Annotated in this window: 13 protein-coding genes; all 13 read right to left on the bottom strand. The window is 60.5% G+C overall.

Annotated features, from left to right (window positions below):
• Positions 1–30: 30 nt before the first annotated feature.
• The 13 genes from murQ to DW024_RS05525 all read right to left on the bottom strand — a co-directional run bounded on the left by murQ (position 31) and on the right by DW024_RS05525 (position 16,132).
• A complete protein-coding gene (murQ, locus tag DW024_RS05465) occupies positions 31–954 on the bottom strand; it encodes an N-acetylmuramic acid 6-phosphate etherase (RefSeq protein WP_118377157.1) in 924 nt (307 codons plus the stop codon).
• Between the two features lie 10 nt (positions 955–964).
• Positions 965–1,816, bottom strand: a complete 852-nt coding sequence (locus DW024_RS05470) for a MurR/RpiR family transcriptional regulator (RefSeq protein ID WP_099432014.1) — start codon at positions 1,814–1,816, stop codon at positions 965–967.
• A gap of 245 nt (positions 1,817–2,061) precedes the next feature.
• Positions 2,062–2,667, bottom strand: coding sequence for a recombinase family protein (locus DW024_RS05475; RefSeq protein ID WP_118377158.1), 606 nt, complete (start codon positions 2,665–2,667; stop codon positions 2,062–2,064).
• A gap of 177 nt (positions 2,668–2,844) precedes the next feature.
• Entirely contained in the window at positions 2,845–4,980 is a 2,136-nt protein-coding gene (locus tag DW024_RS05480; protein WP_117757886.1) for a ribonuclease R family protein, read from the bottom strand.
• A 135-nt stretch (positions 4,981–5,115) separates the two neighbouring features.
• Positions 5,116–6,036, bottom strand: coding sequence for a permease-like cell division protein FtsX (gene ftsX, locus DW024_RS05485; protein ID WP_089572231.1), 921 nt, complete (start codon positions 6,034–6,036; stop codon positions 5,116–5,118).
• Positions 6,023–7,243: a cell division ATP-binding protein FtsE gene (gene ftsE, locus DW024_RS05490; RefSeq protein WP_117583023.1), complete on the bottom strand. Its 1,221-nt coding sequence runs from the start codon at positions 7,241–7,243 to the stop codon at positions 6,023–6,025. Before ftsE ends, ftsX begins: the two co-directional genes overlap by 14 nt.
• Before the next feature lie 450 nt (positions 7,244–7,693).
• Complete coding sequence (locus DW024_RS05495; RefSeq protein ID WP_118377159.1) at positions 7,694–8,635, bottom strand: transketolase family protein; 942 nt, start codon at positions 8,633–8,635, stop codon at positions 7,694–7,696.
• Position 8,636: 1 nt separating this feature from the next.
• Positions 8,637–9,467 carry a transketolase gene (locus tag DW024_RS05500; RefSeq protein ID WP_117746563.1) on the bottom strand — a complete coding sequence of 277 codons (831 nt, stop codon included), beginning with the start codon at positions 9,465–9,467 and terminating at the stop codon, positions 8,637–8,639.
• A gap of 207 nt (positions 9,468–9,674) precedes the next feature.
• Positions 9,675–10,565 carry a YitT family protein gene (locus tag DW024_RS05505; RefSeq protein ID WP_117564199.1) on the bottom strand — a complete coding sequence of 297 codons (891 nt, stop codon included), beginning with the start codon at positions 10,563–10,565 and terminating at the stop codon, positions 9,675–9,677.
• Positions 10,566–10,730: 165 nt separating this feature from the next.
• Complete coding sequence (gene prfB, locus DW024_RS05510; RefSeq protein WP_118377160.1) at positions 10,731–11,879, bottom strand: peptide chain release factor 2; 1,149 nt, start codon at positions 11,877–11,879, stop codon at positions 10,731–10,733.
• On the bottom strand, positions 11,879–14,686 hold the full coding sequence (secA, locus tag DW024_RS05515; protein WP_118377161.1) for a preprotein translocase subunit SecA: 2,808 nt from the start codon (positions 14,684–14,686) through the stop codon (positions 11,879–11,881). The genes prfB and secA overlap by 1 nt, the downstream gene beginning before the upstream one ends.
• A 308-nt stretch (positions 14,687–14,994) precedes the next feature.
• Positions 14,995–15,420 carry a 50S ribosomal protein L31 gene (rpmE, locus tag DW024_RS05520; protein WP_006235303.1) on the bottom strand — a complete coding sequence of 142 codons (426 nt, stop codon included), beginning with the start codon at positions 15,418–15,420 and terminating at the stop codon, positions 14,995–14,997.
• 367 nt (positions 15,421–15,787) lie between these two features.
• Positions 15,788–16,132 (bottom strand): hypothetical protein, encoded by a 345-nt coding sequence (locus DW024_RS05525; RefSeq protein WP_118377162.1) that lies wholly within the window; start codon positions 16,130–16,132, stop codon positions 15,788–15,790.
• Positions 16,133–16,187 lie beyond the last annotated feature (55 nt).

Raw genomic sequence — 16,187 nt, forward strand, 5'->3', positions numbered from 1 at the left:
CTGGATGTCATATCAGCTCACGCCGCGCACCTATTGGGCGTCGGCATTGCTCTTCTCATGGCCACTCACCGCAGCACGGACATGGCCTCTCGCTCGCTCAAGAGCTACCGCAGCCTGCTCGGCATCGCAGTCCAGCAGTACCGAGACAATAGCGGTTTTTACGTGGCCGCCGGCATCTGCAAGCGCCTGAATAGCGCACTCGCGCGTGCAGCCGGTCGCCTCCATCACGATGTTCTGGCCGCGCACCACCAACTTCTCGTTCGTCTGCTGCACATCGACCATCAGGTTTTGGTATACCTTGCCGATCTTGACCATGGCACCGGTCGAAATCATGTTGAGAATGAGCTTTTGAACCGTTCCCGCCTTGAGCCTCGTTGAGCCGGTCAGTACCTCGGGACCGGGCACGGGTTCAATGGCAAGATCTGCGCTCTCCCCGATCTTCGACCCTTGGTTGCAGGCAATTGCGATCGTCTTGCACCCAGTTGCCTTGGCGTACACAAGGCCGCCCACCACATAGGGAGTACGACCGCTTGCCGCCAGGCCAACGACAAGATCCTTGTCCGAGAGTCCACGCTCCCGCAGGTCGCTCGCGCCAAGCTCCTCGCTGTCTTCGGCACCTTCGACAGCCTTGATAAACGCCGTCTCGCCTCCGGCAATGAGCCCGACAATCAGATCGGGTGACACGCCAAACGTGGGCGGACACTCCGAAGCGTCGAGTACACCCAGACGACCGCTGGTGCCTGCGCCCATGTAAAAGACGCGCCCGCCGCGCTCGAGTGCCTCAGCAGCCCAGTCGATTGCTGTGGCAACCTGGGGCAACACCTTCGTGACCGACTGGACGGCACGAAGATCCTCATCATTCATCGTCGTGACGATTTGCAGCGATGTCATCGTATCGAGGTCCATAGACCTTTGATTACGCTGTTCGGTCGTGAATTTTGTTAAATCGAGCATTTCATTCACCTCATCTTTCCTGTTTCTCGATGTAGTTTTGCTTAATGACATGCGTCGCCCGTTCGTAGTCGCTGGCAACGTAAGCAGCGTACAGGGCATCGACAACCATAAGCTGGGCCATACGCGAAGCCATGGCACCGCTGCGGACCAAGGGCTCACTCGCAGCGACGCCGAGCACGGCATCGGCCATGGTGGCAAGCTTGGATGATCCATCTACTTTGGTAACGGCCACAACGGGACAGTTGTGACGTTGAGCCTCGGCGGTGCAGTCCAGCACCTCTTGCGTCAAGCCCGAGTAGCTAAAGGCGATCGCCATATCGCCCTCATGCATGTTCTTGGCACACAAGAGCTGATCATGCCAGTCGTCGTACAGATGGCACTCTTTGTCGACACGCATGAGCTTTTGCGCCAGATCGTGCGCGACCAAACGAGAGGCACCGATACCGAACAGATTGACCGCGCGTGCCCGCTTAAGATAGGCCGCACATCGCTCCAAGACGGTGTAATCGAGCGTTCGCGCCGTCGCTTCGATCGTGCGCACGTTGCTTTTCATCACCTTCCCCACGATACGTTCGACGCTGTCATCCATGGAGATGTCCTCGAGGGCAACGTCTTTCTTGTCACCCAAGAGCGCCAGCTCGGCAATCAGTTCGCGCTGGAACTCCTTGTAGCCCGCAAAACCCAAGCGCTTGCAAAAGCGCAAAATGCTCGAGGGCGAGGAGAACGTGGCATCGGCAAGACCGCGAACGGACAGCCCGACCACCTCGTGCGGATGAGCGCTTACATATGCGATGACATTGCGTTCCGCCGGGCTCGCGCTGAGCTCACGCTCGCGAAGCCGCAAAAGCAATCCGTTTGCCATCTCAAACACCTCCGTTGAGAAGAATTAAAGACCAACGAACGATTCGTACCGGATACAAACAGCTTTTACGGTACATTGTGCCGCATCGTGGCGCACAAAGGGCGAGCGTTCTACCGCTCGCCCCTCAAATCCGACCGCTCGGAAATACGCGCGACACAAAATAATTCAACAAGGTCGCATTATCGGTAACAGGGCTGTTACCGATACCGCCTCGCGTGGGCGCCAATCGGACGTGCCGCAAACCCCTACCCCGCCTCGCGCATCCAGCGATCGAACGTCCCCACGCACACGCCCAGGCACTTTGCTGCCTGGCTGCGGGTAATATTGCCCGCCTCATAGCTATCGCGTACCAGATCAAACTGAGGAGGGCACGGCTTGCGAGGTCGACCGAAACGGACCCCTCGCGCCCGCGCCGCTGCAATTCCCTCCGCTTGGCGCCGATGGATATTCTCGCGCTCCACCTGCGCCACGTAGCTCAGCAGTTGCAGCACAATATCGGCAATCAGGGTATTAGTCACATCCGGCGTGCCGCTTGCCCTGGCGCGCGTGTCAAGCAATGGCATGTCCAACACCACAATGGCAACCCCGAGCTCCTTGGTAATGCGACGCCATTCCTCAAGAATCTCGGAGTAATTACGACCAAGTCGGTCGATAGAAAGCACCACCAGCACGTCCCCGTCTCCCAGGACGTGCAGCAGCTCGCGATAGCGCGGTCGATCGAAGTCCTTGCCGCTCGCATGGTCGGCATAAATATTCGCCGAGCCCACGCCATAGGCGCCCAGCGCATCCAGCTGCCGATTAAGATTCTGATCGCGCGAACTCACCCGCGCATAACCATACACCGTCGCCATCTCATCCCCGCTTTCTTGTAAACCTGCCAAAAAGGGACAGGTTTATTTTGGTAGGTTTTACCTCTCGAATAGCAGGTAAGCGGGCGGCCGAGCAGACGGCAAGGTAGCCATGATCCAAATGCGGAGGGCGGCCCCGAAAGACCGCCCTCCGCTCTCCCGCCATGAGTCGAGATTTGGCTAATGGATAAGCTTAAAGTCCAAGTGCCCACGCGTGGTATTGACGCGCGAGACCTCGATAATCACGCGCTGACCCAGTTCATAGCGAGTCCCCGTGTCGGCACCTGTGAGCGTGAGCGCATCCTCGTCGAACTCGAACCACTCGTTGCCCAGGCTCTTGATCGAAACCAAGCCTTCGACCTGCGTCAGGTCCAAGCGCACAAAGAGGCCCATGCTGCTGACCCATGAGACCGTTCCGGCATAGCGCTCGCCCAGGCGATCCTCATAGTACTGGGCAATCTTGATCTTTTGCGTCGCATGGCTAGCGGCATCTGCCGCGCGCTCGGCATCGCTGCATGCGCGGCAGATCTGCGGCAGAATGCGCGGCAGCGACTCGCGCCCCTTGCCGATCAGCCGCGGTGTACGGACCAGGGCGTCCTTGCCGCCGAGCTGCTCATAGGCCAACTGCAGTTTGAGCACGCGGTGCACCACCAGATCGGGGTAGCGACGGATGGGACTCGTAAAGTGACAGTAGCACGGCGCGGCGAGCGCAAAGTGGCCCTCGTTGCGCGGCTTGTACAGTGCGCGCTGCATGCTGCGCAGAAGCAGCGTGTTGACGAGCGGTGCGTTGGCCGTACCGGCGGCAGCATCAACTGCAGCCTGTAGCTCATCGGGACTCCCCAGGGCGATACCGGCAGCACGGCGATCGTCGATGATGCCCAGCTGCGCCAGCGCAACGGCGGCACCGTGCAGGCTATCGGGGCTCGGATCCTCATGCACGCGATAGCAGGCCTCGATATCACGGTCTGCCAGCCACTCTGCAACGCACTCGTTGGCGAGCAGCATGGCTTCCTCGATAAGCGACGTGGCACACGAACGCTCGCGCGCCACAATCTGCACGGGTACTCCGTCCTCATCCAATAGAGCGCGAATCTCGGCCGTGTCAAAATCGACTGAGCCGCGGGCACGACGAATACGACGGCGAAGTTCGGCGAGTTCGTTGGCGGCGACAAGAAAATCGCCGAGGTCGACGTTATAGCCGCGAGCAGTTTCCTCGCACGCAAGACCGCGCTCAAGCGCCTCCTCGCGCGAGGCCTCAGCAGCCGCAACATCCTCGGCCGCACCCTCCAGCACCCCATACTCCACCGCGCCGGCACGCACCAGCAGCGCCTCGGCGCCGTCATAGTCCATACGCACACGCGAGCGAATCACGCTGGGGTACGGATCGTAATGCCGCACGCGACCCTGCGCATCGAGTTCAATGTCAACGGTAAACGCAAGACGGTCCTCGTCAGGGCGAAGCGAACACAGGTCACAGGACAGGCGTTCGGGCAGCATGGGAAGCACGCGATCGGCCAGATACACCGATGTCGTACGATGGCGAGCCTCAAGATCGATATGCCCGTCCCAAGCCACATAGTGAGAAACGTCAGCGATATGCACACCCAGCTTGTAGCCACCCTCGGGCGTGCGCTCAAGCGAAATGGCATCGTCAAAGTCGCGCGCGTCGACCGGGTCGATCGTGATAACAAAGCGGTCGCGCAGATCGCGGCGGAGCGGGTCCTTAAGCGCCGCGGACACATCGAGCGAAAGCCCCTCGGCCTCGTCCAGCGCGGCCTCGGGATAGCTATCGGTATAGCCGTAACGCGCCATCACGTATTGAACGCCCAAATCGGGCGCGTCATCTCCGCCAATGCGGCGTTCGATCGTCACGGTGCCCGATTCCAGGCGCGTCGGGTAGGTCAAAATGCGCGCGACAACGGCATCACCCGGGTGAACGCCCAGACGATCCGCCGAGGTATCCTCGGGCAGAATGAAGAAGTCGGCCTTCAGGCGCGAATCGAGCGGCTCGATCACACCGAGCGGACCAGCGGTCTGGTACGTACCCACCACGCTTATGGCTGCGCGCTCAACCACGCCTTCGATCACGGCGCGCCGCTCACCGTGCGGGCTGTTCTTAATGCTCACGGCTACGGTATCGCCATCCATGATCTCGCGCTTACCGCGGCCCATGACCTTGTAGTCGCCGTTTTCGGTTACAACGTAGGCGCTATGCTCATGGAGCTGCACGCGCCCGGTCAGGCTCGGACGGCGTTCGCTGCGCACCGGCCCGCGCTTATTGCGAGCTCCACGCTTATGCTTGTTATTGCGCCCCATGGCGCCTCCTAACTATCGATTGCGAACTCCAAAGAGTCTACCCAAATGATCCGTTTTCCTGCCGTCCCCTAGGGATCAAAAAACGGGCCGCCCCGCAAGAGACGACCCGTTGGAAGGGATGAATTCCAGGCATGCCTACACGCGCAGGTAGCGGCGCATGGCGATGGCAGAACCAAAGAGACCGATAATCACGCCGACCAGAATCAGCGCAGCATAGGTCACCAGGTAGTACTGCATCGGCAGGGCAAACGACATCCAGCCGATGCTCTCCTGCAAACGCGGAATCATCAGATTGCGCAGCAGCTCCAGAACGCCGATGGAAAGCAGCGAGCCCAAAATGGCCTGCAGTACGCCCTCGGTGATAAACGGGCCGCGAATGAAGCCGTTGCTGGCGCCGACCAGACGCATAATCGCAATCTCACGACGACGCGCCGTGATGGACAGGCGAATCGTGTTGTTGATGAAGATGAATGCGATAAAGGTCAAAAGGCCAACGAGCACCACGGCGGCGATGCGGATGTAGTTGGTCACCTGGAACAGGCGGCTCACTTCCTCCTGGCCGTACAGCACGCTCGCGTTGACGTCGCCGTCATCCGCGATCTTCTGGAAGTCGGCGTTCTTCTTGAGCTTCTGGGCCGTGCTCTCGACCTTGGACGGATCGTCCATCTCAATTGCAAACGAAGCCGGCAGCGGGTTCTGGCCATCGAGCGCGCTCATGGTGGCGTCGGCGTTGCCCGACATCTTGCTCGTATACTCGGCCAGCGCGTCGTCCTTGTCCTTATAGGTCACGGACTTGACGTTATTCCACGTCTTAAGCTCGGCCTCAAAAGCCTGAACATCGGCCTGATCGGCGTCATCGCTAATGAACGCGTTGATGACAACCTGATCCTCGACGGTGCCGATCACGGAGTTCAGCATCGCGGAGCCCATGATGAACAGGCCGATGATAAACAGCGAAAGGAAGATCGTGATGACGGCGCCGAGCGAGGTAGTCCAGTTACGGAAGAAGTGACTGATTGCCTCTTTGAAGGAGTAGCCCACGTTAGTTGGTGCCATAGTTGCCGTAACCTCCCCTCTCCTGGTCGCGGATAACGTGGCCGCCCTCGAGGGCGATCACGCGACGGTGCATGCTATCGACCATCTCGCGGTCGTGCGTGGCGACGATCACGGTGGTGCCGGTGCGGTTAATACGCTCGAGCAGCTTCATGATGCCCAGCGAGATCGCCGGGTCGAGGTTACCCGTGGGCTCGTCGCAGATCAGCAGCGGCGGACGGTTGACCATAGCGCGGGCGACGGCGACGCGCTGCTGCTCGCCACCGGAAAGCTGGTCGGGCAGCGAGTCCATCTGATCGGCCAGACCGACCAGACGCAGCACCTCCGGCACCTGGCTGCGAATGACGCCCTTGGGCTTGCCGATGCACTGCAGGGCAAACGCCACGTTTTCGTAGGCGGTCTTTTGCGGCAGAAGCTTAAAGTCCTGGAACACGGCGCCAATCTGGCGGCGCAGGAACGGAACCTTGCGGTTCTTGATCTTCATGAGGTCCTGACCGGCAACCAAGATGCGGCCGCTCGTCGGCTTGACGTCGCGGTTGAGCGTCGACAGCAGCGTGGTCTTACCCGAGCCGGAATGACCGACCAGGAAGACGAACTCGCCCGGATAGATCTCGATGTTGATGTCGTCGAGTGCAGGCTTGTTGGGCTGTGCCGGATAGATCTTGGTGACATGCTCCATAAGGATGACGGGCTCGACACCGGCCTGCTTGGCCATCTTCTTGCGGCTGGCTTGCGGATCGATGGGCGCAAACACCGACGTAAAATCGGGGTTGTTGAGCGCGTTATCGAGGCTTGCGACCTCGGCGGCCTGATCGCTCTCGACCACCGGGGCAGCAGGCTGCGTGGGATCGGGAATAGCGGCAAAGAGACCGGACTGCGCAGGCTGAGGAACCGGCGTCGCGGGGGCCATGGGGTCGGGAATGCCGGCCATGGTAGGCTGCGGCGTGGCGGCGCCAGCCTGAGGCTGCTCCACGCGAGCGGTCACGGCCTGAACGGGCTCAAAACCCGCCGTGCCGGAAAGCGCGACATCGCTGGTGGGATTGTAGGCAAAGGGATCGGATGCCGGCTGTGCCTGATCTGCCGGCTGAGCGGGGGCCTGAGCAACAGGCTGGCCCTCTGAATCCGGAGTGGCGAAACGACTGCCCTGGACGCCCGTCTGCGTCTTGGGGGCATCATCGCCCGCACCGGAGGTACGGAAGTGGTTACCCACTGGTGCTCCTTATCGTCGTGCGTTTAAACTACATGAGCGCTTTGTATTTTAGCAGCATTAGCTTTGCTGCACATAAGAAGCATGGCGGGGTTTGGGTCTCACCGGCCGGGCGCAGGGTTACCTCCCAAATCGTCCTCGCGCATGGCCGGCATTTGTCCTGCTCCTGCGGAGCTGCGGACAAACGCCGGCCTGCGCTGCGGAAAGATTTGGGAGGTAACCCTGCGCCCGGCCTGCGGCTACTATGGGGCCGACGCACCAACTTGAGATGCTGCGCATACAAAGTTGGAAGGGTCTGAATTGCACTTTGTTGGGATGGGCCCGTTTCCCCATGGGAACTTTGCTTGGCAGGACTCTAATTTAAATTCAGCATAAACAGGGGCGCCCTCTTTGAGGACGCCCCTGTTCTGGCTTGTTTGCGGTTGTCGACGCGATACTTTGCCTCGTCTTGCCTTATGCCAAGAACTCCTTGGTGGTCGCCACGATGTTGGCGGCGTCCAGGCCATACTTGTGCAAGAGCTCGGCACCCGGGCCAGACTCACCGAAGGCGTCGTTGACGCCGATCTTCTTGAGCGGCGTCGGGCACTGCTCGCACAGGACGTCGGCAACGGCGCTGCCCAGGCCACCGATCACAGAGTGCTCCTCGACGGTCACGACGTGGCCGGTCTTGGTGGCGCTCTTGACGATCAGGTCGGCATCGATGGGCTTGATGGTGTGCATGTTGATGACCTCGGCATCGATGCCCTCGGCAGCAAGCTGCTCGGCGGCCTCGAGAGCCTCGCCGACCATCAGGCCGCAGGCGATGATGGTGACGTCGGCGCCCTCGCGCATGACAATGCCCTTACCCAACTCGAACTTGTAGGTCTCGGGGTCGTTAATAACCGACGAGGCCAGACGGGCGAAGCGCATGTACACCGGACCGTCGCACTCGTAGGCGGCGCGCGTCACGGCGCGGGCCTCGACGTCGTCGGCAGGAACGATAACGGTCATGCCGGGGATGACGCGCATGAGGGCGATATCCTCGCAGCACTGGTGTGTGGCACCGTCCTCGCCCACCGAGATACCAGCGTGCGTGGCACCGATCTTAACGTTGAGGTGCGGGTAGCCGATGGAGTTACGGACCTGCTCAAAGGCGCGGCCGGCGGCGAACATGGCAAAGGTGCTCGCGAAGGCAACGCGACCAGTGGTCGCGATACCGGCGGCGACGCCCATCAGGTTGCTCTCGGCAATGCCCACATCGAAGAAGCGGTCGGGGCAAGCGGCCTTAAACTTACCGGTCTGCGTGGCGGCGGCCAGGTCGGCGTCGAGGACCACAAAGTCATCGTGCTCGTTGGCGAGCTCGACGAGGGCCTCGCCGTAGCTTACACGCGTGGCGATTTTCTTGACGTCTGCCATCCTAGAGCTCCTCTCCGGCGGCCGTGAGCTCTGCCATGGCCTGCTCAAACTGTTCATCGTTGGGGGCCTTGCCGTGCCAGCCAACCTGGTTCTCCATAAAGGACACGCCCTTGCCCTTTGTGGTCTCGGCGATAATGGCGGTCGGCTGCCCCTTGGTGGCGCGAGCCTCGGCAAAGGCGGCGCGGATCTGGTCGAAGTCGTTGCCGTCGGCGAGCTCAACCACGTGGAACTTGAACGCGCGGAACTTGTCGGCGAGCGGCATGGGGTCGTTGACCTCTTCGACGGGGCCGTCGATCTGCAGGCCGTTGTGGTCGACGATCACACAGAGGTTGTCGAGCTGCTGGTTGCCGGCAAACATGGCGGCCTCCCAGACCTGGCCCTCCTCGCTCTCGCCATCGCCCAGCAGGGCGTACGTGCGATAAGTATCGCCCCAGTGCTTGGCGGCAACGGCCATGCCCACGGCGGCGGAGATGCCCTGGCCGAGCGAACCGGTGGACATGTCAACGCCCGGAGTGTCGTTCATGTTGGGATGACCCTGCAGGTGGCTGCCGATGTGGCGCAGCGTCTCAAGATCCTCCTTGGGGAAGAACCCACGCTCGGCGAGCACAGCGTACAGACCAGGTGCACAGTGGCCCTTGGAAAGCACAAAGCGATCGCGGTCGGCCTTGCGGGGATGGGCCGGGTCGACGTTCATTTCCTCAAAGTACAGATAGGTCATGATGTCGGCAGCGCCGAGCGAACCGCCCGGATGGCCGGACTTGGCAGCGTGCACGCCGGTGACGATGCCCTTCCTTACCTCGTTGGCAACCTTTTTGAGCTCTTCGTCGCTCATTGTGCCTTCCTTTCATCCTCATTAGACAAAATGCGCACGGCACCGAAGGTAATCCCAACACAGCCGCAATGCACGTACGTCATTCATTATGCTGGAAACTGATGGCTTTACCAGAGTTTTTATCATTATTTGAACAATTTAGCAGGCAGAACCGCTGATGAAACGGTTTATCAATGTGAACGTCTTTTGGATGGGACGCAGTCGGCCCTACGCGCTAATGTCCTTGAATCCCTCGCCGAAAGCTTCCGTAACGTCGGCGACCGTCACAATGGCGTGAGGATCGCGCTCGCGCACGATCGTCTTGAGGGTATTGAGCTCTCGACGGCTCACGATGACCATGATCACCGGCTTCTCGGCACCCGAATACATGCCAGTCGCCTTAAACTTGGTACAACCACGACCCAGGCCATACATGATATCGGCAGCGATATCAGGGAACTTGTCCGAGATGATGAGTACCATACGGCGTTTGTTGCCACCATCGACCACGGCATCGATCACGTAGCCGCTAATGACCATCGAAAGGCCTGCATATAGTGCATTTTCGATTGAAAAGACCGGAGCCGACAGCGCACATACGGCAACATCGATCGCCATGACGGTCGAGCCCACGGGCAGCGAGGTATTACGCGAGATGATTTGGCCAATCGTGTCCGAGCCGCCGGTGTTGGCGCCGGCGCGCAGCACCATGCCATAACCGATGCCCGTGATGATGCCGCCCCACATAGCGGGCAGCATCAGATCGGCATGTGCCAGCGGCGCCACAAACGGAGCGAACAGGTCGGTGAAAAAGCCCAGCAGCACAAAGCCCGTCGCCGTCTGCACCACGTAGAACATGCCGCCCTCGCGCATAACGACCAGCAGCAGCAAGGCGTTCATCACGATCGTCTGAATACCAACGGGAAGCGATAGACCGCGCGATGCGCCGACCGCCTGGATAATGGTGGCAAGGCCCGTAACGCCACCGGCAGCAAGGCCGTTGGGAATCAAAAACAGGTCGGTCGCAATAGCGGCCAGAGCGCACCCCAACATAATCTGGGGCAGGTCGTGAAAGAAGTTCATCGAAAGAATGCGCTTAATGTCCAGACGATATGCCATGCTGCCTCCCTCAAAAAAGCGCACCCAAACGGATGCGCTTCGAACTTCTTGCTGTATTCGATTCTACCGATTCGCCGGACAAAAACCACCCCTGCGCAGGGTTTATTCCGGATACAAACCCGTCCAACCGTTGGGCTTAGCATCGGCTTGAAGCCGCCCGATGTTTTAGATCTCCGAGCCTTCTGCGTCAGCGTTGCCGGTGGCCCAGCGATGGTAGCCAATAACAAATGGGTCCAGGTCACCATCGTCAAGAACGGCCTCGACATTGCTGGTCTCCACGCCCGTGCGTAGGTCCTTGACCATCTGATACGGGTAGAGTACGTAGCTGCGAATCTGGTTGCCAAAACCAATCGTGGTCTTGGGTCCGCGGATCTCATCGAGCGCCTCAGCACGCTTCTCGAGCTCAATCTCGTACAGGCGAGCCTTGAGGATCTGCATGCACGCGGCCTTGTTCTGGATCTGGCTGCGCTCGTTTTGGCAGGTGACCACAATGCCGCTGGGAAAATGCGTCACGCGCACGGCGGAGTCGGTGGTGTTAACGCCCTGGCCGCCCGGGCCGCTCGCGTGGTACACGTCCACGCGGATGTCATCGGGACTGATTTCGATGTCGATATCATCGGGTAGCACGGGGATGACCTCGACGCCGGCAAACGTGGTCTGGCGGCGCTTCTTGTCGTCGGTGGGGCTAATGCGAACCAAGCGGTGGACGCCGGCCTCGGCGCGCAGCATGCCAAATGCGTCCTTGCCCTCGACGGTAAAGGTCGCGCGGTCGATGCCGATGACCTCAGCAGCGGGGCAGTCGTTAATCGTGACCTTCCAGCCGCGACGCTGGCAGTACTTCATGTACATCTTAAAGAGCATGAAGGTCCAGTCCTGGGCCTCCAGACCACCCTGTCCGGGCTTGATGGTCACAATGGCATCGCCGTGATCGAACTCACCGGTAAACCAGCTCGAAAGCTCAAGCTCATCGATGGCACGGGCCAGGCGCTCAGCCGTGGCTGTAGCCTCCTCGCGAAGGGCGGCGGCATCGGGGTCATCCCCCATCTCCTCGGCAAGCTCCAGCGCGGCGCGGGCATCGGAAAGCTCGCCGCGCGCGTTGTCCACGGCAGCAATATCTTCCTTGGTGCGCGCGATTTCCTCCATGGTGGCACGGGCGGCGTCGGCGTCATCCCAAAAGCCGGGGGCCACGCTTTTGGCCTCGAGCTCGGTCACGCGCGTGCGCTTTTCGTCCAAGTGGAGATACGACTCGACCTCGCCGAGCCGGTCCGCAAACGCGTCCAGCTCGGCGGGCGTTACCTCTAAAGCCTCAGCCATTAACGATTCCTGCCGTGGCAGTACTTAAACTTCTTGCCGCTACCGCAGGGGCACGGGTCGTTGCGGCCCACGTTGACGTACGGATCGTCGCTCTCGGACTTGCGATAGGTGGTCACCTTGCCACCGTTGTTGACGGCAGCCGGACCACCCTGGACAGCCGTGCGGGCCTGCACCTGCGCCTGTTTGCGCAGCACCGAGTCACCGTTGTCACCATCGACCTCGGCAGGACCGGAGAAGTGCGCACCCTCGAGCGCGGGCTCCTCCTTGTGCTCCACGGCACGCGGGGCAGCCTTGATCTCGATGCGCAGAACCGTGCGCAGGTAATCCTCGTACATGGTATCGACGAGCATCTGGAACGCGCCGTAGGCCTCGGTCTTATACTCAACCAGCGGGTCGCGCTGGCCAAAGCCGCGCAGGCCGATACCGGTCTTGAGGTAGTCCATTTCCTGCAGGTAGTTCATCCAACGCGTATCGATGACGCGCAGCATGACCTGGGTATTGAGCTCGCGCATCAGGTTCTCGCCCAGTCGCTCGGCCTTCATGTTGTAGCACTTCTCAACATAGGCCAGGACATCGGCGGCCAGGGCCTCAAAGTCCTCGTCGGGGAACTGAGGGGTATCGATATGCCCGGTCAGCTCGACGACCCACTTACGCAGACCCTCAAGATCGCGCTCGCCCTCGTGGCTGTCCTTGGTGCAGAACTCCTGAACACAGCGGTACACGGTATCGTGCATGACCTCGGTGATGTGATCGGTCAGGTCCTTGCCGTCCAGAATCTTGTTGCGCTCGGCGTAGATGACCTGGCGCTGCTTGTTCATGACGTCGTCGTACTCAAGGACGCTCTTACGCATGGAGAAGTTGATGCTCTCGACCTTGTGCTGGGCGCTCTCGACGGCCTTGGAAATGATCTTGTGCTGGATGGGCATGTCGTCGCCCATATCGGCCGTGACCATCATCTTGGAGACGCGGTCCATCTTGTCGCCGCCAAACAGGCGCATCAGATCGTCCTCGAGCGACAGGTAGAACTGGGTCTCGCCCGGATCGCCCTGACGGCCGGAGCGGCCGCGCAGCTGATTGTCGATACGACGGGACTCATGGCGCTCGGTGCCGATGACGGTCAGGCCGCCGGCGGCAAGCACGCGCTCGCGCTCGGCCTTGCAGGTCTCCTTGGCCTCGGCGTTAAACTGCTCGAGCTGCTCGGGCGTCACGTCCTCCATGGTCAGGCCCTCGTACTCAAGGCGCTCGCGCACCAGCTCGTCGGGGTTGCCGCCCAGCAGGATGTCGGTACCACGACCGGCCATGTTAGTAGCGATGGTCACGGCGCCGTAGCGTCCGGCCTGGGCAACGATATGAGCCTCGCGCTCGTGATGCTTAGCGTTGAGGACCTCGTGCGCGATGCCGCGCTTGGTAAGGGCGGCCGACAGCTTCTCGGAGCTTTCGATGGAGACGGTGCCCACCAGGACCGGCTGGCCCTTGGCGTGACGTCGCTCGACGTCATCGGCAACGGCGTTGTACTTGGCCTGGATGGTGCGGTACACCAGGTCCTCATGGTCAACACGCTGAACGGGCTTGTTGGAGGGGATGACCTCAACGGGTAGCTTGTAGATCTCGCGGAACTCGGCATCCTCGGTGAGTGCCGTACCGGTCATGCCGGAGAGCTTGTCATACAGACGGAAGTAGTTCTGCAAGGTGATGGTGGCCAGCGTCTGGTTCTCCTCGCGCACGAGCACGCCCTCTTTGGCCTCGATGGCCTGGTGCAGGCCCTCGGAATAGCGGCGGCCTTCCATGATGCGGCCAGTGAACTCGTCGACGATCTTGACCTCGCCGTTAGTGACCACGTACTGCTTGTCGCGATGGAACATGTACTGGGCCTTCAGCGCCTGCTGCAGGTGGTTGACCAGCTGGCCCGAAAGGTCGGCATAGATGTCCTCGATACCCAGGCGGCGCTCGATCTTCTTAAGGCCGCGCTCGGTGGCGGCAATGGTGTGCTTGGCCTCGTCCATGACGTAGTCGCCCGTGGGCTCTACGTCCTCGGTGGCGGTGAGCATGTCGTGCGAGACGTCCTCGCCGCGCTCAAGGCCGCGCACGGCACGCGCGAAGTCCTTGTAGGTGCTGGCGGACTTGGTGCCGGCACCCGAGATGATGAGCGGGGTACGTGCCTCGTCGATCAGGATGGAGTCGACCTCGTCGACGATGGCGTAATGGTGGCCGCGCTGCACGCGCTGCTCGGGGCGAGTGACCATGTTGTCGCGCAGGTAATCGAAACCGAACTCGGAGTTGGTGCCGTAGGTGACGTCGGCCTGGTAGGCCGGACGCTTGAGCTCGAGCGGCATATTGTTCTGGAGCAGACCGACGGTCATCCCCAGGTACTTATAGATGCGGCCCATCCACTCGGAGTCGCGCTTTGCCAGGTAATCGTTGACGGTAACGACATGCACGCCCTTGCCGGCAATAGCGTTGAGATAGCCAGCCAACGTGGAGACGAGGGTCTTACCTTCGCCGGTCTTCATCTCGGCGATGTGGCCCTCGTGCAGTGCCATGGCGCCAATGAGCTGCACGTCAAAGTGGCGCATACCCATGGTGCGCTTGGAAGCCTCACGCACGGTGGCAAAGGCCTCGGGGAGCATATCGTCGAGCGACTCGCCGTTGGCGTAGCGCTCACGGAACTTATCGGTCTGGGCGCGGAGCTCCTCCTCGGTCATCTTCTCAAACTGGGGCTCAAGACCGTTGATCTGGTCGACGATCTTGTAGTAGCGCTTAAGGTCCTTATCGGATCCAAAGGACAGCAGCTTTGACATGAATCCCATGTGGTTTTCCTTTTTGGCCATCGCCCACGCCGTGCAGCTGCGGGCGAGTTAAACACAGATGATTGTACTTTAGCCAAACAAGGCGCGGCCTATACGGTCGACCTCGACCGCCACGTAATAACTATGACCAACCTGCCACAATGGGACAGGTTTATTTTGGCAAGTTTTATCTGAGCAAACGCCGTCTCTCTGCCATTTGGTGCCACGGGGACAGGTCAGCTTGCACCAATAAAAAGAAAAGGGCCGCGCACCCAAATGGATGCACGGCCCTCATGCCATGAATGCGAGCGATTCTCTCGGCGAGCTATTTACTCAGCAGCCTCGGTGGTCTCGGCCTCTGCAGCGGCCTCCTCGACGGGAGCCTCTGCAGGAGCCTCGGCGGCCTGCTTGGCAGCCTCCTCGGCAAACTTTGCGGCACGCTTAGCCTTCTCGGCAGCCTTAGCCTCAGCGGCGGCCTTGCGAGCAGCCTCGGCCTCAGCAGCCTTGGCGGCCTTGGCAGCCTTGGCCTCCTCAGCCTTCTTGAGCTGGGCGGCAGCGGCGCCACCGAACTTGTCGGCGAAGCGCTGGACGCGTCCACCGGTGTCGACGAACTTCTGCTGGCCGGTGTAGAACGGGTGGCACTCGTTGCAAAGCTCGACCTTCATCTCGGACACGGTAGCGTGCGTCTTGAAGGTGTTGCCGCAGGAGCACGTCACCGTGCACTCGACATACTGGGGATGGATACCCTGCTTCATGGTAGGACTCCTTATTGGTCAGGCGCTGGTTACCGATCAGCGCATAAGGCGTCTTGGTTTCCGACCAAGACAACAAACTCGGCTATGGTACCACGGCGCCGCGCGTCCCACAAAAGGTTCACGGTCTTTTCGGAACGACACGAATCTGACCCATCGAAACACATCTCCACCGTTCCTTCAACTGGGAAAATGCCGTCCCCGGGGCCTGAGAAGGGCCCCGGGGACGTTCGACTGACTGCGGGAACGGCCTTTCCGCTCAATGTGTTCGGCTGAGATCGGAAATCAACCAAACTGAACTAGGTTCAGTTGACATGGTTAAAAACGAGGGGCGACGCTTTTGCGTCACCCCTCGTCCCGGCCGGTTGCTTTAGTTGTACACACGGTAGTTACACTTGAACTGGGTTATGTGTCCATAGTTGGAGCGGTACCAACCCGACGTATAGCTGATTGCCTCTGCGCCTAGATAGTCGTAGCCCTTGTTGTAGTGAAGCTGACGGTAGGTCGTGTCGTACTCTGCTACGTAAAACGTGTCTCCAGAGAAGGCTTTGTACCGGTCTTTAACCGTCGAAGCCATGTACGCGGGTTCGACATCGCCTTTCTCCCCGTTGAGCGCATAGACGGGTGCCGCGATTCCGCATAAAGCCGTTGCCACGAGGATGGCGTAGACAGCCATGCGCGACGCATTGGACTTCAGCTGTTCAAATAGTTTCATGTCATTCGCCTCCCTCGTATGTATCGAGGTATTCCTGCTTGAGCGTCTGCGAGGA

It is taken from the genome of Collinsella sp. AF37-9, assembly GCF_003475115.1.
GTDB lineage: Bacteria > Actinomycetota > Coriobacteriia > Coriobacteriales > Coriobacteriaceae > Collinsella.